The sequence below is a fragment of the Priestia sp. FSL R5-0597 genome (assembly GCF_038006305.1).
GTDB lineage: Bacteria > Bacillota > Bacilli > Bacillales > Bacillaceae_H > Priestia > Priestia zanthoxyli.
Map to the genome: position 1 here is coordinate 3,495,966 of NZ_JBBOUZ010000001.1, position 16,664 is coordinate 3,512,629.

The window sequence follows — 16,664 nt, forward strand, 5'->3', positions numbered from 1 at the left end:
CTACTCAATGATGACTGAAACGGTATCTCCGTTCGCCGATTTAATATCAACAATCTGGCCATCTAACTCGTTTTCAATTGCTTCAACAATCAGGTTTATGTCTATATCTTTTACATATTTTTCTGATTGAGGAATACTTGCTGCGATGCTGTGTCCAGCCATTAATACCAGCTTGACAAGCTTTATTGGCAAATTAACCTTCACATTATCATTTTCAGTTGAAACAACTCGAATTTTCAACGTTTTATCTAAATACTCATTCGGTTTCTTCAAAAGCTTATTGCCTGTTTCTTCTTTTTCTTTTAACACTTGAATCAGTTCTGATCCCTTTTCTGCATCAATTTTTCCTTCTTGAACCATTGTTAACACTTTTGTAATTTCCTCTTTCATAGACAATCCCCCTATTCTTCTTTTAAGAGCTTGATGGCTTCTTCTGCTGTAATTTCACCATTTTCTAACATAGACACAACTTTTTTCTCATCTACTTCGTTTTTCTTCTTTTCTACATATCCAAGAGATGAAATGATGTCAGTCAGCTTGCCTCGGACGGTTGGGTACGAGACGCCCAGTTCTTTCTCAACTTCTTTGATATTTCCTCTGCACGTTAAAAACACTTCTACAAAATGAAGCTGATCACTCGATAAAGATGCCAGCTTAGATAATTCAAACTCATTTTCAATCGTCGTGTGACAATGGCTGCACTGCAGCTTTGTAATTTTTAACGTTTCACTGCAGACAGGACAATTTGTAAGTACTTTATAAGCCATAATCAAATCCCCTTCTTTTAGTTAATTTGATTATACAACAATTATTTAATATTAAAAACAATAAAATTAAATAATTTTAACTAATAAATTAAAAATTTAAATGTAAATTTCAATAATATTAATAATCCGTTTTAACTCATCCACAAAATTAAATAAAAAAGAGAAGGATAAAAGCCTTCTCTTAAACTACATAATGGTTTTTTAACTATCATTTAATCAATCTATTCATCCTGCAATTTGAGCCCTAGTAAAAGTCCCCTTTATATTTCCTTCTACAACGATACTATGTCCTGCAAACATATCTCCATCAGAAAAATAAAAATCAAAATCACCTTCTGGATAAACGGATATAGTGTCTAAACTCATAAAATCTATAAACATTCCTTCGGTAATTTCCTCTATTTCATCCTCTTCCTGTAGCCAATCGTTTGCTAAATCGACCAGTTCCGCTGCGGCATACATTCTAATTTTTTGGCTCCATTTATCCTGCTCCTCAAAAAGTGTATGTGCTGTCTTCAGCGCAGACTTCATCATACTTTCATCTTCATGCCAGTCGAAATACAGCTCGCACTGTTCATTCTCCCAAGCAATGTTTCTTTCAAAAACTTTAATACCCTTTTCAAGTGTAAACTTGCCAAATATCTCATCATGATAATAAACCGGCTTTACTGATTCTTTTACTATCGTTTCTAACTCTCCGTCTTCATACTCTGGTTCCAGAATGTTAACGAGCATCATTGAATCCGTTCCCGTACGTACTTGTAGCTTTACAACGGTATTACTTTGCAGTAGATTCATTGCTTTTTCCACTTCTTCCTCGTCCACTAGCCATCTAAGCTGTATCTCTTCTTTTTTGACAGCTTCATTTTCATCTAAACTTTTCCATGCGATTAAATCAATTGATGCTGTCCATAACGTCTCTTCACTGGACATTCCAGCACCAATCCCTACTGAACCTGTAACCGCTGCTATGTCAATTACGTCTTCTGAGAACTCTTTTTTTCATTGAATTCACTCATTTAATATACATTCCCCTCTTTAACTGCTGTTGAAAAATTCGCCCTAAATATATAGTCACAAACTGATATGTTAATTCTCTGCTTTTATCTCTTTATAGCGGTCCACCTTCAAAACCAATAGGCCATCCGCTTCTGTTGAACTTTACTTTATATTGAAATACATTGGGATAATCGCCGTAAACAAAAGCTAAAGAACATCCTGCAAGAATATGTCCGTCAAAATTTAAAAGCTGCCCAAAACTTACAGCGGACAGATAATAGACACTAAATTTTTGTGCAGAAATGAACTGCTTTAAATACTCGAATGACCTTTTAAGATAGATATGTAATTGTTTCAATATACAATCCGCCATTTCAACAAATTCCTCATATGGCTTTTCACTATTTCCCTCTATCGTAATTTCAACTTCTTCCCATTCTCCTATATCCGTACTCCACAACCATCGCCTTGTAACTGGGACTTCAGCTTCATTTTCATCAACTGATTTAGATAGAACAAGTTTTTCATACCCATTTTGTTTGAAGTTAGAGATCGTATAGGTCCGTTCAGAGAACTCAAAATCACTCATTTATTCCTCCTCCCTTCTATGCTTTTACTACTTATGTAGAAATATGTTTTTAGGTTGCTACATTTAATTTTAGTATTACACAAAGCAGACATCAATTAGATTACTCAGCCTCTTTCAATAAAAACTCTTACGTTTTTCTGATTACTGTTACTATAATAAGAAAGAAGCACATTACCTATAAATTATAAGTTGGAGGGCTAACCAATAAGTAAGAAAATCGCTAATATTATCGTCTTTTTTGTGTGGTTCCTTTTCTTGTTCCTTCTATGGATCATCTTCTCTTTTTCTAACGGGCAAGATGGCCAATGGTGGTCCATGTATCATTTGAACGCGAATCAATATGGCCCTTGGGCTTTAGAGATTTCTTATATAAAGATTAGTGTTGCTGCTGTTATTTTCTTAGTAATAGCCTCTATCATAAGTTTTCGATCTAAAAGAAAAAGATAAAATCAACTAAGATACTGCTCGAAAAAAAGAGTTTCTACCATAGTTTTTATCTTTCTAACTTAAACCCTTCCCCAAACCTAAAAAAACACCTCCAAGTTATTGTTAGGTACTACATACCCGTTTTTTAACTTAAAGGTGTTTTTTATTTGTCTCACTCCATGGGGTCAGTCCCTACAATGGTCTGTGTTTTTTATTAATGCGCCTTCTGTTCAACGTTGACTCTCTTGATAAAGAACGAGATAACCAATCCAACAATTGAAACAATAATCGCAAAGACGAACGCATGTTGAACACCGTTGGTAAAGGCAAGAACTTGGTTTAATGGATCCATTTTATCTGATACCGTCTCAAGGAAGCTCCTTGAACCTGATGACAGAATCGAGATTCCAACAGCTGTTCCAATTGCGCCTGAAACCTGCTGCAAGGTGTTCATAATCGCTGTTCCATGCGGGTACAGCTCCGGTGGAAGCTGGTTTAAACCATTTGTTTGGGCGGGCATCATAATCATCGAAATGGCGATCATAAGCGCAATGTGTAACCCAATGATAAACCCTGTTGACGTTTCCAGCGTTACGGTTGAAAAACCATACATAGTGCCAGCTACAATCAAAAGTCCAGGAATAACTAACCATTTAGGACCAAAACGGTCAAATAATCCGCCCATAACTGGTGAAAGAATTCCGTTAATCACTCCTCCAGGAAGAAGCATTAGGCCAGCGGCAAAGGTTGATAAAGCTAATGATGTTTGTAAGTACAGAGGTAAAATCATCATCGCAGACAGCAGTACCATCATGCAGACTAGAATTAATAAAAGACCAATTGTAAACATTGGATACTTAAAGGCTTTAAGGTCTAACATTGGCTCTTTCATCTTCGTTTGACGAATAGAGAATGCAACTAACGCGATCGTTCCAATGACAAGAGTTAGAATAACCTGTAGACTTCCCCAGCCCCCGCCTTCTCCAGCGCTGCTAAATCCAAATACAATTCCTCCAAAACCTATTGTTGAAAGAACAACAGAAATCATATCGATTTTTGGCTTTGTTGGTGTCGTAACGTTCTGCATAAAGAAAGCTCCAAACACCAAGGCAACCACTAATAACGGAAGTGAAATCCAGAAAATCCAGTGCCACGTTAATGTTTTTAAGATTAAGCCTGATACAGTTGGTCCAACAGCTGGCGCAAACATAATAACGAGGCCGATGATTCCCATTGACTTTCCACGCTTATGCGGTGGAATAATAACAAGAATTGTGTTAAACATAAGCGGTAAAAGTAAAGCAGTTCCCACGGCTTGCACGACACGGGCAATCATGAGTACCCCAAACGTTGGTGCAATAGCTGCAATAAATGTTCCAATAATCGAGCAAATTAGCGATGCTATAAAAAGCTGTCTGGTCGTAAATCGTTGAAGAATAAAACCTGAAATAGGTACCAAAATTCCTAACGTTAATAGATACCCTGTTGTTAGCCATTGTGCCGTTGTTTCGTGAATACCAAAGCCTGAAATTAGCTCTTTTAACGCCATATTTAGCGCTGTTTCACTAAATAAACCGATAAACCCGGCAATAAGAAACGACGTAATAATCGGCAGCACTTTGATGTTATAGCCTTCGGCTGCTGTTTGTTGATTACTCATATTAAATTGTCTTCCTCTCTTTTACGTACTCTTTTTGGTGAATTTTTTCTATCTCAATGATAAGTTGATTAGCAGACAAACAATACATACCGATATAAAGATTAGTAATAAGTTTAAGACATTGTGCTGATTAAGCTTTTTCCTTCTCTTCTCTTTTGACCGGATTGCTTTTTGTCTTCTAAATTCGTTTCTTTCCACAGATACCTCTCTCTCCATTTCATTTCTAAATTACGTATGTAAACTGTTTCCCATTTATGTATATGCTTTTTCAATAAGCAAGATAGAACTAAAAAATGAAAAGAGGAAAGGCACTTATTTATACCATTCCCCTGCACAAAGGAAAAATGAATTTCCACTTTGCATACCAGGAATATTGTAACACATCTATAAGTACTGTTTCTATCTAAAATATACTAAATAATGATATCTATATACCTATGAATAACTAATAGTTCTGAACAGAATGATTGAATTCAGTGTCTCCATTTTAAGATATGTTCATTTTCCGTTTGAAGCAGCTTCGTCATATAAACGATTTGTCCCGTATGATAGGCATAATGTTCAACGGCATATAAGATAACACTTAAGCAAGACTGTATTTTACTTGGTTCTGGAATTAAGGTACTTGTTGTAGAGGGCATTTGTATGGATTTTTCTAAATCGTTAAAATCAAAATTCCCGATAACTTCTTTACTTTGTTGTCGTGTAAGGATTAAATTTTCTATCAGCTGATCAGCGTTCATTACTCTGTTGTCAGTAAACTCTTTAGATCGCTGTCTAATAAAAGGCTTACCACCAATTATGCTGGCGATAAATGCATATTCGCTGCCGGCAAGATGTAAACACAAGTTTCCAATACTATTCGTTTCTTGACGGAACTTTTTCCAAATGTCATCATCTTCTAGTCTACTAATACAAGTTTGAATTATATTCAATTGTGTATCAAGGGATTCAATACTTTCTTTTATGAAGGAATTCATCTAGGTTCTCCTTTTGGATTTTTATTCTATTTTATAAATAATTATACATATTTCCAGCTATATTTGCACTGTATTTTTTGTATTAGTTATTAATTTACATAAAACATACCTGTAAAGCGTACATGTAGAAATGAAAAGAGCAAACTCTCTTACACGTGAGTTTGCTCTTTCTCTTCTTCATTCAAACTTCTTCAGTTTAACTTATTGTCCTATATCCTTCATCCTTTTAAGAGCTTTTCTATATTCTTGATCTCTCATATGCAGCATTTTATCAGGAGAAGGTTTAGGCTGGCCAAACTTTTTCAAAGCTTCTCTATACTCGCTGTCACCAATGACTCCATTCGAAACAATCTCTTTAGGCGAACGCTCAAAAACAGGTGTAGCTTTTTTACTGTGAACCTCTTCGGTACTCAGCTTTTCTTTATTTTTTTCTTTATCATGCGGCTTGTGAGCCAGCTTGTGTCCTTTACCTGTTAAAAACATCAAAAACGAGAGAATGAATACCACAATGCTTAATACACACGAAAACGTAGAAAAGGTATGATACGTAATGATTTCAGATTTTACATGTAGAGACTGAGTAAAGTTTTCTTTACTGGCAACTTGGCTCTCTGCGCTTACTGTCGCCAGGTGATCTTTATACACCTTTGCAAAAACAATACTGCTGATTACAGGGATGACTGCCGATACTGTAACTCTTATAAATTGAACCGTGACCATTCGAGGGACTAAACTTGGTAGTGGTCCGCCTAAAGCCGCACCCATAAGACCTGCAGCAACTGTGAACCCTACTCCTGCGATTAAAGCGGCGAAGCTGATAACAAAGAGAAAAGCTGAAGCATGACCGTCCACATACATCCACTGTATGTTTACTCCCATAATAATGACGGCTCCTATAATACCTAATACGCCCGGCCCAACTTTATCATATAATACGGCACTTAATATGGCCGCAATTACTATCCCTGCAAAAAGCCCGATATAGATCAGTGACATCTCTCCTTTATCAAAACCAGATCCACTTTTAAGCAATCCTTGTAGGGATAAAAGAGTGAGACTCATACTAATATTTCCTATAACAGCAATTAGGATAGCAAGAGCTGGTTTTCGAGAAGCCACTAATCGAAAGGGAATTAAAGGATTTTTAATATGCCATTCTGCTATAAATAAAAAACATAAAAAAATGATGCTTCCTACTATGCCTATCCATACATAAGTAGATGCCCACCCTGATTTTTGGAGATTAAGTAATGTAAACGTAATAAATGCAGTAACCATAAACATTAACGCTACACCGATGATGTCAAATGGTTCATGATGTTTGTTCTGTTGCTTGGCGTGATCATTTGTTAAAAATTTGTAGCTAAAACCTATTCCCAGTAAGGAAAGTACGGCCGCTATATAAAATAACCATCTCCAGTGTCCGTAGCTGTTCACTAACATTCCGAGAAAAATACCCACAACGCTAGAGCCATAAAATCCGCCAATAAGAATCAGTAATGCCAAGTTCCGTTTCTGAATCGGAAAAGAAAGAACCAGCATTGGAATCATCATCATAAGTGCTAAACCCGTTCCTGTCCCTTGTAAAAAACGACCAATTCCCATTCCTAAGAAGCTGTTAGAAGCAATACTTACGATAGCTCCTACAAGAAACAAACACATCGAAAGAACATAATTCCTTCTCTCCCCTAACTTGTGTCGCAGGATAGGTCCAAACGGAATACAAAATGCAAAGCTTATAACCCCTATTAAAACCGGTGTTATCGAAATATAAGATTGATTGTTAAACGTTTGTTGGAGAATTTCACGTATAGAATTTAATGACGTGTTTAACATTAAACCAGGACCAATAGCTAAAACTGCCAGTAAGGAAATCCCCCAGTGTTTTTCTATTTTCATACTACAATTCCTTTCTGCCTTTCATGATTGTAAAATATCTTTATTTCAACAAACTAAAAAATAAAGCTTCAGTAAGGAAGCTTTATTTTATTTTCTAAACCTGCCACTCGAATTGGCCCTAGAAGGGTTAAACGGGTTAATTTATCAGCCATAAATGCAGGGCTAAATTTCATATCGCTTTCTAACCAAGAACAAATGACACCTATATGAGCTGATGTGATATAGCTAATCAGGATATCTTTAGGAATATCCAGTCCATCCTCTGCTTCTCCAATCGAAGAGATTAGCTCTCCGTACACTCTTTTCTTTACAATTTCCGTCATATGACTTCTGAATTGAGGCAATCCTCGGTCACTTAGCATGACTTTAAAATAATCAGCGTGTTCGTAGATAAATTCAAAAAGCTTTAAAAAAGAAACAGACTCATCTTTTTCTTCTACTTCTGAGGAAGCCTCGTTATTTTGTTTAGGCTTTACCTGCTCTATTAGTTCTTCTAAAACTTCATTCATGATCTGAACAAGAAAGTCTTGCTTATCTTGATAGCGTAAATAAAATGTTCCTCGCGTTAATTCCGCTTTTTCCGTAATTTCTTGAATCGTAATGGACGTGACATCTTTCTCTTTAAGAAGTTCGACTAAAGCGTCTCTTAAGTATTTGTTTGTTCTTTTTATCCTAGGATCTACTTTTGTTTTTTTAGACATAGTTGATCTCCTTGTATCACTTTTATTAAGACATACGATGGACTATTTAAACTATCCTGTATCATCAGCATATATTCTATACATAATGTAAACTAATGAACATTATGTATATTAAGTCTCACAAAGTATTGCCAATCTGTCAATATCAAAAATGGGTGCAGAACAAATCATTTCGTTGTTAGACACCGGTGGCGTGAACTCAAGAGTGAAATCTTTTGTAAAAACGTTCAAAAGAAATGGTATTAGAAATGAGGTAATAGTAAAAATTGATATTATGGAGGTGTTTTCTTATGAAAAAGTTTGAAGTAACGTTTCATTTAATCAATGGTGAAATCAGTCATATAGTTGAAACTAAATCACTTATTCGTGCAAAGAACTACATACAATATAGATTTGAAGATAAAAGTAAAGTATTGGACTTAGCAAATGACTTGGTACTCGTTAAAAGCAGCGTTCAATACTTTACCGTAGCTGAAAAAGAATAAGTAATGATATAAAAGGGATAAATGATCGAGTATGAATGGCTTGTTACACCGCTGTTAATTTCCATGCAAGGCTTCGCTTTTCGCAGGCGGCAAGTGAGTCTGCAGGAGTCTTTCGCCTTGCTATCCAATTAACGGCTACAAGCACCTACATTCCCCCTCATAATAAAAAGATCCGAACAGTTTATCGTTCGAATCTTCCTTCCACTAAACTTCTTTTAAGCTCTTTTCTCGCTATTTTTTCACCCAGTTGTCATTACTATCCTTTTCGTACTTTGTTTTTACTGCATTCCAAGCGACTTTATGCGCCGTAGCTTCTTCTTTGTATTCGTCACTCGCTGAGTTAAATGCTTCTTTATAAATTTCCTGAGCATGATGAGGAAGGTTATCTTTTACTCCATCAGGCAATTCTTTTAATGAATTGTAAGGCATATAGTATTCCTCCTTGAAAACGTCTTTTACTACTGATTTACCTGTTTTTAATGAGTATAAACATTTAATAAACTCTGAAAATGAATTGGAGTTTTGACTCTATAAAAAAGAACAGCACCTCTCTAGGAAGCCTGTTCTTCAAGTGAATCTAATTACCCTTTAAACATCAGCGGGGAAACGCCCTTACTTAAGTTCCATTTGCTTAAGGTAATCAATTCAATTTCTTGATCAGCAAAGAAACAAATACCTTTTGCATTTTCTACAGGATAGATTCTGCTCGTCATCACTTTCTCGCCTTCATTAATAAAAACTTCAATTGAAACCTCGTAAGAAAAAACAATAAAAGATTTTATCGATTCGACTCGATCTTTAATTGGAGTAATAGCATTAGAGGAGATTTTTGTGCACTATCTCTTTTAATACTTAATGTAGGGTGATTCAAAAAAGTAAAAAGAGCTGGATATCAGCTCTTTTTACAAAATAAACTTATTGCGGTATTTTCACTTTAAAAGGTTTAAATTTGACTAGTTTTAAAGAGCCACCTTTAAAACCTATATCCCTTGACTCGCCGTTTTCATCGAATTCAACTCCTCCCCCGTCTGTTGGAAGAGATAAATAAGGAGTAACGGTTAATTCAGTAACATGTGAGTCAATTGGATCAAACTTTTTATTACTCTTAAACACTAGCTTATCTTTCACTTTTTGACCGCTTGCTCCACCTGAATGGCTTGTAATTTCCTTTCCATCTTGATCAAATACTTGGAATTCTATATATCCAGCTCTGCTTAGTTCAAAGTCCTCTCCTTTTTCAGAACTCTCATAAGATATGTTCATACCTGTTTTACTTAAAGATAAGTCCTTAACATTAAGAGTGATGCCATCAACATTCTGTAATTGATTAATAGGAACCTGCTTAATATCCGTAATTTTTTTGATTGGATTTGAGAAATACCACGTTTCCCCATTTTCACCGTGTAAGATTAATCCAAGCTCAAAAGCATTTGGCATATCTTCGGATACGTTTATCTCCTGAATGGCCGTTCGAGTTGTGGCAGATTGAACTTTTTCTTCATATCCACCCGAAGATCCGTCAGGTGATTTTCCATTTATGGTAAAATCCATACCGCTACCAAAATAATATTCTCCCAATTTTTTTTCTGATTTTATGATATAACTAAGGCTAATGCCACTTTGGTCGTATAAAATTTCATCAAGCGTAACAGATATTCCATTAACAGTTTGGGTCTCTCCAACCTGGCTGGTCAGTCCATTTTTTTGAGCTTGTTTCAAACCAACGGAATTAGAATCTGCAAAAACAGAACCAATAAGAGGTATTTGAGACAAAGTGCTTGCTAAAGCTGGAGATTGATAAGAAGAAGCAACTAATAGTCCAAAAGCGACTGCCACACTAGACAAAGCATATAAGCCTTTCCTTTTTTTATTACTGATTTTATGGCTATATTTATAACTTACCTTGTTACCACTCATTTGTGATTCTGCTTGACTGATACCTGCTTGAATAGCTGACCGAACCTGTTCTTGTGGGAAATTTTCTACATGCTCATGAGATTCTTTCATTTAATTTATAGCTCCTTTCTAATTCACTTCTCAATTTTTTCTTTGCTCTACGTAGATACGTTTTTACTGTACCAACCGGTTTTTCCATCACGTCCGAAATATCCTGAATGGATAGATCATGGTAGTAAAATAAGATAATAGACGTTTGATAAGATGAATTAAGTTTAGATAATGCCTCAGTTAAATGAAAAGATTCAATTTCTTTTTCTTGTTTTTCATCTAACCTCTTTAATAATTCGTGTTCTTCATAAGGTACGATTTGTTCTCGTTTCTTTAATAGCTTGTAACACTCTCGAATAAGGATTTTAAATAGCCAGGTTGAAAAATATTCTGGTTCTCGCAAGTGACCTATCGCCAGAAAGGCTTTACATGCTGTTTCTTGGATAACATCAAGAGCATCTTCCTTTGTTCCAACATAAGAAAGAGCTTTATAATAAAGCATTTTCTCTTTTTGAAAAAGCAGCTCTTCAAAAGCTCTGCTGTCTCCGTTTATTGCTTGTTTTACTGTATGTATATTATGTTTCACAGTATTATCACTCCCTTCATTAATTAGAGTCGTCTCAACAAGCAAAAAGTTTCATTATCTCCATTTTTTTCAAAAAATATTTTATTTTTACTATCTATAAAGTAAAATATCAGCGATAAATACCCTATGCTCTTGTGAAAACGATTCGTGACATCTGTACATGCTGCATGAGAAGAATGGTGTGCTCCAAGTTTCAAGTTACTTAGATAATTGGATGGATGAGTCTGTTGCTTTGGATAAAACACATATCCCTTGTTTTATGATTAAAAGCATCATTATTTCTGATCCTCTTGCAGTAGTCATTTCTCGAATAAATTCAAAGCCTTGCAATCCACATCCAAGAACGAAGAACAAGATGTTGTACTTACATAACAGTACGTGGAACTAAAAGTACGTATCTTTCGAAGGAGATTATAAATAAAAAATAAAACGCTTTCATTTCTTATTCTATTCAATTGTTTTCTTTGTTAAAATGACATTATAGGGATTATAGCAGAAGGGCAGATGGGACATATGAGTACAAATCTATTGATCATTTTAGGGGTTATATTTCTGACAACAGTTGCTATCACTATTTTAATTAAGATTCCTGAAGAGGAATAAACTACATCATAAAATAAAAAGCCACCTCATTCTTTTGATATTAAAAAGTGAGATGGCTTTTTCGAATTTTAAGCATTGCAAAAGTTTAAGAAAGATTAGGTCTATAAATAATTATAGCATATTAATTGAAAGGTTGTCATACAATTTTAGATAGAAATAATCCCCTTCTAGTAAGGTATATACGTAAACATTGTGTGAAAAAACAAGAATTTTATTATGTCGTTGCTGTACATACTACATTTTAAGGAATTCATATGATAGTTAATTAAAAAAGAACTCCACTTATGGGAATTAATGATATAATTACCTTTAACTGTATAAGAGGTGATTTTGTTGATAGAAGATTTATTTAAAGGAACACTACCGTTTTTGCCTTCCAAGGAAACAATGACTGCTAAAAAGAAACTTAGTCTATTACGTAAGCAAGAATGGTTTAGAACTGCTTAACTGAGGAAGGATCTACGAACAATGAAAAAATCGAATAAAGATCATTTACTTTGGAACATGTTAAAGCTGTGGATTTCTATACCTAGAAATATTCGTGTAGCATTTCTTTGGGCTTTTATTTTAGGAATCTCTTACTTGGGGTGGGTCAAGCTAGCCCACAGATTTATTTAGCATTAGTGATTTACCTCTACTAAAATTCATTTTAAGCAAACAAGAAGACTAGAAAAGATAAAAAGCTGAACTAAGTATAAAATTAAAGGAGAACTGCCTTGAGTCGCTTTATAAAACTAGTTGTTACATCCCTTTTATCTACTGCTATTTTTAGTGCTGTCTATGGGATAATCAGCTTAACACCTGAAAGTGAAAAAGAACCTAATATTTATTACTTCAGCTTTACAGATACATTCGTATTTACATTCATGTATACTTTACCCGTTTATATAGTTGTTGGAATTATTTGTTCCTATCTAATTGATATGCTAGCACATAACATGCAGACAAGAAAAATGTACTTTTCTAAGCTATTAATGTACTCGTTAGCAGGATTAGTTCCTGCTTTAGCATTTTACTTTCTGTTTGAAGGAATTCAGTTAGATTACCAATTGTTATTTTATTTTTTTGCACTGGGTATTCTTGCATCTAATACTTTTTATCATACTTTGCTACTTATAAATAAGGTTTTTAACAGAAAGAAAATTTAATTAAGGTTTGCTTTTGCTTCTAACGAAAACGTACATTATGATACAGAAGGATTTTCATATATATTATAGAAAAGAATAATTTCAGAAAGAGGAAAATGTGTGAAACGTAGTCGATTGTTGCTTTTGTCGTTAGTTAGTAGTTTGTTAGTTATTCTAGTATCGTTATTCCAGTGGGATCTGGTTGATATGATAACGGAATTTTTAATGTTGCCTGTTTGGTTATTTGTATATGCCTTTTTTATCATCATAACTGTATGGGCATTGATTCATCTTTTTAAAAATAGAAAGTGGCAGCCGCTTGTTATTCAGCTCATTACTATTATATTATGGTTCTTCTTTCCCTTTACTCAAGTCAACTTGGATTTGAACTTTAAAATCCATCAAGAGAAGAGAGAAGAAGCTGCGGCTAAAATAGAAAATGGCGTGATTAAACCTAACGTACCCGATAGTCCATCACTTATTCAATTGCCAAAAGAGTATACTCAATTGTCTAAAGGCGGAGGCGACATTGAAGTAGAAACAAAAGGAAAGTCGACATCCATTCTTTTCTTTACGTACCGCGGAATGCTAGACAATTTCTCAGGATTTGTTTATGACCCAAATGATCATAAACCTTCAAAAAGCGATTTTGACGGAGATTTTAAACAGATAGAAAAAGTACATAAGAACTGGTATTACGTATCTTCTTATTAAAAATAGATACTGCTTAAAAACTGGCCCCAAATCGTTAGACACTGTCTGACAATTGGGGCCGGTTTTTAATTTTCATTCTTTAATTCAAGCTCTCTACTTCAGAATGCCGTTTTTTATCTACACGGTCAAAGTAAGCTTGTTCAAGAATTTGCATATAATCAGCCTCGGTAATTAAGCGGACGTTACTTGGCGTTGAGTTGTTTTGCATAGCCAACTTTACAATGCTCGGAAAGTCTTCTTTCTTTACACCCTCTAGCTTTTTTAATTTAGGAATATTTAATGATTCTGTTAATTCTATAATTCCTTGAATTAATTTTTCAACAGCTATTTCATCTGAATCTGAATCTTTGGCAAAATTCATATACCTTGCTAATGTAGCATGCAGCTGCTTATTCTCCATAGAATTAAAACGTAATACGTATGGTAAAAACACTGCGTTAGCAACTCCATGCGGGGTATCATAAAGCCCTCCAAGCGCTTCTGCTAAGCAGTGTACCGAAGCAACATCTGCAGATCCGAAACACAAGCCAGCTAAGAGACTTCCTTCCAGCATATCTTGACGAGCCGCTTCATTTTTACCATCGCGGAAAACGATAGGCAATGCCGAAACAATCGTTCTCATTGCTTGAGCCCCAAGCGCTTGTGAAATAGGATTTGTGACTTTACAGGTATAACCTTCAATCGCATGAACGAGGGCATCAATGCCAGTCGCAGCCGTAACAGAAGGAGGAAGACTTAATGTTAGTTCAGCATCAAGAATCGCCAAGACAGGTCTTAATGAAGCATGTTTGAGCGTCATCTTTCGATGTGTAGATGCTTCCGTAATTACAGCAGACCGAGTAACCTCTGAGCCAGTACCTGAAGTAGTTGGAATACAAATAACTGGTGCAATGTTTGAATACAGAAGTCGGCCGTCTGCATAGTCAGATGGTTCCCCGCCGTTTGGGCCGCACAGCGCAATAGCTTTTCCTGTGTCCATCGCACTCCCGCCACCAATGGCAACAACTGCATCCGCACTAAAGTCACGAAATAACTTAGCACCTTCCAAGCAATTCGTATCTCGAGGGTTTTGTTCAATTGAATCAAATACCAGCACTCGATAACCAGCAGCCTCCAGGGCAGTTACAATTGGTGAAACTAATCCCGCACGAACCACACCAGGGTCACTCACGACTAAAATTGATGAACCAATATTTAAAGATGTCAGCATTTCTGGTAATTCTCTAGCTTTCCCCATTCCTACCTCAATTCGAGTAGAACAAAAATAGTTATAAGATTTCATTTATACCCCTCCCGTTGTCTAAAATCAAATACATATCTTAAGAAGTACTAGTTTTTAAAATTTCATCATGGCCGGTAAGCTTACTTATTCCACTCTGAAGCTAATATACCCATAAAATATGTATCTACGTATTTCCCATCCACATAGGCATGGTTTCTTAATTTTCCTTCGGTAACAAAACCAATCTTTTCATATAGTGTAATGGCCTGTTCGTTTATTCCCCTTGTGGTTAAATAGATTTTATTTAGACGAAGCTGTTTAAACCCTAGATCAATCATTTGCTCCATAGCCATTCGACCATATCCGTGACCTCTAGATTCTGAAGATAGAAGAATTCCTATACTAGCTCTTCCATGTGCATAGTCTATATCCTTCAGAAATACCCATCCGACTAATTCTTTTTCATCGCTTTCAATTCCTAAAATTAAATCGTTGTTCATTCTTTTCTTTTCTACTTCTTGTACTACCTCTTCATAAGTTAAAGGTGTTCTGCCTATCACTCGTATTGCCCGTTCATCATTTAACCATTTATGTAAGTATTGAATGTGCGTAGTTTCAAATGGCGTAAGATGTATTCTTTTTGTACTCATTGATTTATCTTCTCCTTCTAAAGAAATGCAATCACAAATTACAATTCATTCCATACTTGATTCCATAAATATCGCTGACAAAGCTAAATGTGTATTTCTACTTACGATATACAACAGCCAAATTAAAATAAGTAGATGCATAATTGAATGAAGCCATTAATCTGTTTAAATAGAACACTTTTGTATATAATTCTGGAATCAATAAAAAAACCCTCTCTTACATTTTACGTATAGTTAATCTTTGTCTTTAATTAGGGTTAATTCATCGGTTTGAGCTATTAAATCAATTTTCTCTAATCTGAGGTTGGTTCTTCTAATAAACCCCATTACGTTAATCCGATGTAATAGAAGAAGGATTTTTACTTTTTAAGGTAGAATAGTTCCTTAAAGAATCATAAAGGAGTTGATTTCATGTCTAAACAAACAAAAGATAGAAAAGAAATAAAACTTTTGGATTCTCAAATTTACTTATGTGAGGAAATTAGAAAGTTGTTGAGGAAAAAAGAAAAAAGAAGTCTAGCCTTTGAACAAGAGTATACAGAACATGATATATTACACATTGCTTTAAACAGATTAATGAGTGAGCTAATCTCTAGACATTAAAAATTTCATCTATTATATTTGATATTATTCGAAATAGATACGTTTAATATAAAAATAGACAGAATATTTCATTAATATCTTTACTTTGTAAACGTTTTCTTTTATACTAAGTATAGGTTGGATGGCATGAGTGGCTGTCATAGTATTTAGCGTAGGCGGGGCTGATATGAGGGAACAGGGCATAGAAGAAATGTCCTTTTTTTGTTTGGGCAACATTTGTTAGAAACTAGGAAATGTTATAAAACTTCTTTCAAACGCTTTTTTTGTTTCATATGCCCTATCCAGTCTAGAAATTGAAAAAGACCACCTCTTCCCAGTCAAAAGAGGTAGCTTTTTTTAAAAATTGAATGAACAGTAGTCGTTAAATAATGCTTTATTGCTTCTTGAGTAAGTTGCTTAACTTAAGAAATGGTATTCGTAGACAGCATATTAACCGCTTTTTCCAACAGTAAAATATCTTCTTCAACCATTTTTTTCATATCATCGAGATCAAGTTGAATATATTCTTCTTTTAAACGTTCTAATTCCCTGACGAACAGGGATCCCGTATAGTACCTATAATTTGTCACTACTGTTTATCCCCTTTGTATGCTCTTACTAGATGTAATTCCCCTTTATTCAGATTAACAACCAATAAATGCAAAATTTTTTAAAAAAATCCTTCCCTGATGTAGGCAAAGGGTTTTTAACTTTATTAGAATAGGAA

18 protein-coding genes and 1 pseudogene are annotated in these 16,664 nt (G+C 34.9%); 4 read left to right on the top strand and 15 right to left on the bottom strand.

The genetic code is table 11. From position 1 onward, the window contains the following. The 8 genes and pseudogenes from MKX72_RS18300 to MKX72_RS18335 all read right to left on the bottom strand — a co-directional run bounded on the left by MKX72_RS18300 (nt 1) and on the right by MKX72_RS18335 (nt 8,021). The gene (locus MKX72_RS18300; RefSeq protein WP_155007761.1) at nt 1-390 is read right to left on the bottom strand and encodes an SHOCT-like domain-containing protein; all 390 of its coding nucleotides are present in this window, start codon (nt 388-390) and stop codon (nt 1-3) included. 11 nt (nt 391-401) lie between these two features. Beyond that, entirely contained in the window at nt 402-767 is a 366-nt protein-coding gene (locus MKX72_RS18305; protein WP_028409887.1) for a DUF2089 domain-containing protein, read from the bottom strand. Between the two features lie 225 nt (nt 768-992). Beyond that, nucleotides 993-1,769, bottom strand: a pseudogene (locus MKX72_RS18310) (DUF2262 domain-containing protein); the annotation flags it as partial. A 109-nt stretch (nt 1,770-1,878) separates the two neighbouring features. Beyond that, nucleotides 1,879-2,355 (bottom strand): hypothetical protein, encoded by a 477-nt coding sequence (locus tag MKX72_RS18315; RefSeq protein ID WP_155007759.1) that lies wholly within the window; start codon nt 2,353-2,355, stop codon nt 1,879-1,881. 640 nt (nt 2,356-2,995) lie between these two features. Beyond that, a complete protein-coding gene (locus MKX72_RS18320) occupies nt 2,996-4,441 on the bottom strand; it encodes a DHA2 family efflux MFS transporter permease subunit (protein WP_155007758.1) in 1,446 nt (481 codons plus the stop codon). 473 nt (nt 4,442-4,914) lie between these two features. Continuing rightward, nucleotides 4,915-5,421: a DinB family protein gene (locus tag MKX72_RS18325; protein WP_033580053.1), complete on the bottom strand. Its 507-nt coding sequence runs from the start codon at nt 5,419-5,421 to the stop codon at nt 4,915-4,917. A 201-nt stretch (nt 5,422-5,622) separates the two neighbouring features. Beyond that, on the bottom strand, nt 5,623-7,320 hold the full coding sequence (locus MKX72_RS18330) for an MFS transporter (protein WP_155007757.1): 1,698 nt from the start codon (nt 7,318-7,320) through the stop codon (nt 5,623-5,625). Between the two features lie 68 nt (nt 7,321-7,388). Continuing rightward, the gene (locus MKX72_RS18335) at nt 7,389-8,021 is read right to left on the bottom strand and encodes a TetR/AcrR family transcriptional regulator (protein WP_034267396.1); all 633 of its coding nucleotides are present in this window, start codon (nt 8,019-8,021) and stop codon (nt 7,389-7,391) included. 290 nt (nt 8,022-8,311) lie between these two features. On the opposite strand from MKX72_RS18335, the gene MKX72_RS18340 reads away from it, so the two are divergent. Continuing rightward, nucleotides 8,312-8,506, top strand: coding sequence for a hypothetical protein (locus MKX72_RS18340; protein ID WP_028414863.1), 195 nt, complete (start codon nt 8,312-8,314; stop codon nt 8,504-8,506). Nucleotides 8,507-8,737: 231 nt separating this feature from the next. On the opposite strand, the gene MKX72_RS18345 is transcribed toward MKX72_RS18340, so the two are convergent. From MKX72_RS18345 to MKX72_RS18360, 4 genes are all read right to left on the bottom strand, one after another. Continuing rightward, the gene (locus MKX72_RS18345; RefSeq protein WP_047750119.1) at nt 8,738-8,935 is read right to left on the bottom strand and encodes a ChaB family protein; all 198 of its coding nucleotides are present in this window, start codon (nt 8,933-8,935) and stop codon (nt 8,738-8,740) included. Between the two features lie 152 nt (nt 8,936-9,087). Further along, nucleotides 9,088-9,333 (bottom strand): GH32 C-terminal domain-containing protein, encoded by a 246-nt coding sequence (locus MKX72_RS18350; RefSeq protein ID WP_340760973.1) that lies wholly within the window; start codon nt 9,331-9,333, stop codon nt 9,088-9,090. Nucleotides 9,334-9,421: 88 nt separating this feature from the next. After that, nucleotides 9,422-10,513, bottom strand: a complete 1,092-nt coding sequence (locus MKX72_RS18355) for a DUF4179 domain-containing protein (RefSeq protein ID WP_155007756.1) — start codon at nt 10,511-10,513, stop codon at nt 9,422-9,424. Further along, nucleotides 10,497-11,039: a sigma-70 family RNA polymerase sigma factor gene (locus MKX72_RS18360; protein WP_155007755.1), complete on the bottom strand. Its 543-nt coding sequence runs from the start codon at nt 11,037-11,039 to the stop codon at nt 10,497-10,499. Before MKX72_RS18360 ends, MKX72_RS18355 begins: the two co-directional genes overlap by 17 nt. 1,319 nt (nt 11,040-12,358) lie before the next feature. Between MKX72_RS18360 and MKX72_RS18365 the strand changes: the two genes are divergently transcribed. Both MKX72_RS18365 and MKX72_RS18370 read left to right on the top strand, forming a co-directional pair. After that, nucleotides 12,359-12,790 carry a hypothetical protein gene (locus tag MKX72_RS18365; protein WP_098626270.1) on the top strand — a complete coding sequence of 144 codons (432 nt, stop codon included), beginning with the start codon at nt 12,359-12,361 and terminating at the stop codon, nt 12,788-12,790. Between the two features lie 99 nt (nt 12,791-12,889). Further along, nucleotides 12,890-13,483, top strand: a complete 594-nt coding sequence (locus MKX72_RS18370; protein WP_098626268.1) for a hypothetical protein — start codon at nt 12,890-12,892, stop codon at nt 13,481-13,483. 79 nt (nt 13,484-13,562) lie between these two features. Here the strand turns inward: MKX72_RS18370 and MKX72_RS18375 are convergent, their stop codons facing one another. Together MKX72_RS18375 and MKX72_RS18380 are read right to left on the bottom strand one after the other, a co-directional pair. Further along, the gene (locus tag MKX72_RS18375) at nt 13,563-14,765 is read right to left on the bottom strand and encodes an iron-containing alcohol dehydrogenase (RefSeq protein ID WP_155007754.1); all 1,203 of its coding nucleotides are present in this window, start codon (nt 14,763-14,765) and stop codon (nt 13,563-13,565) included. 80 nt (nt 14,766-14,845) lie between these two features. Beyond that, nucleotides 14,846-15,355 (bottom strand): GNAT family N-acetyltransferase, encoded by a 510-nt coding sequence (locus MKX72_RS18380; protein WP_155007753.1) that lies wholly within the window; start codon nt 15,353-15,355, stop codon nt 14,846-14,848. A 411-nt stretch (nt 15,356-15,766) separates the two neighbouring features. On the opposite strand from MKX72_RS18380, the gene MKX72_RS18385 reads away from it, so the two are divergent. Continuing rightward, nucleotides 15,767-15,958: a hypothetical protein gene (locus MKX72_RS18385; RefSeq protein ID WP_034267423.1), complete on the top strand. Its 192-nt coding sequence runs from the start codon at nt 15,767-15,769 to the stop codon at nt 15,956-15,958. 401 nt (nt 15,959-16,359) lie between these two features. Here MKX72_RS18385 and MKX72_RS18390 read toward each other — a convergent pair whose 3' ends face one another. Then, nucleotides 16,360-16,527 (bottom strand): hypothetical protein, encoded by a 168-nt coding sequence (locus tag MKX72_RS18390; protein ID WP_186808509.1) that lies wholly within the window; start codon nt 16,525-16,527, stop codon nt 16,360-16,362. Nucleotides 16,528-16,664: the final 137 nt, after the last annotated feature.

Coding starts and splice junctions, on each gene's coding strand:
- MKX72_RS18300 (WP_155007761.1), bottom strand. CDS start 390: ATGAAAGAGGAAATTACAAAAGTGTTAACAATGGTTCAAGAAGGAAAA.
- MKX72_RS18305 (WP_028409887.1), bottom strand. CDS start 767: ATGGCTTATAAAGTACTTACAAATTGTCCTGTCTGCAGTGAAACGTTA.
- MKX72_RS18315 (WP_155007759.1), bottom strand. CDS start 2,355: ATGAGTGATTTTGAGTTCTCTGAACGGACCTATACGATCTCTAACTTC.
- MKX72_RS18320 (WP_155007758.1), bottom strand. CDS start 4,441: ATGAGTAATCAACAAACAGCAGCCGAAGGCTATAACATCAAAGTGCTG.
- MKX72_RS18325 (WP_033580053.1), bottom strand. CDS start 5,421: ATGAATTCCTTCATAAAAGAAAGTATTGAATCCCTTGATACACAATTG.
- MKX72_RS18330 (WP_155007757.1), bottom strand. CDS start 7,320: ATGAAAATAGAAAAACACTGGGGGATTTCCTTACTGGCAGTTTTAGCT.
- MKX72_RS18335 (WP_034267396.1), bottom strand. CDS start 8,021: ATGTCTAAAAAAACAAAAGTAGATCCTAGGATAAAAAGAACAAACAAA.
- MKX72_RS18340 (WP_028414863.1), top strand. CDS start 8,312: ATGAAAAAGTTTGAAGTAACGTTTCATTTAATCAATGGTGAAATCAGT.
- MKX72_RS18345 (WP_047750119.1), bottom strand. CDS start 8,935: ATGCCTTACAATTCATTAAAAGAATTGCCTGATGGAGTAAAAGATAAC.
- MKX72_RS18355 (WP_155007756.1), bottom strand. CDS start 10,513: ATGAAAGAATCTCATGAGCATGTAGAAAATTTCCCACAAGAACAGGTT.
- MKX72_RS18375 (WP_155007754.1), bottom strand. CDS start 14,765: ATGAAATCTTATAACTATTTTTGTTCTACTCGAATTGAGGTAGGAATG.
- MKX72_RS18380 (WP_155007753.1), bottom strand. CDS start 15,355: ATGAGTACAAAAAGAATACATCTTACGCCATTTGAAACTACGCACATT.
- MKX72_RS18385 (WP_034267423.1), top strand. CDS start 15,767: ATGTCTAAACAAACAAAAGATAGAAAAGAAATAAAACTTTTGGATTCT.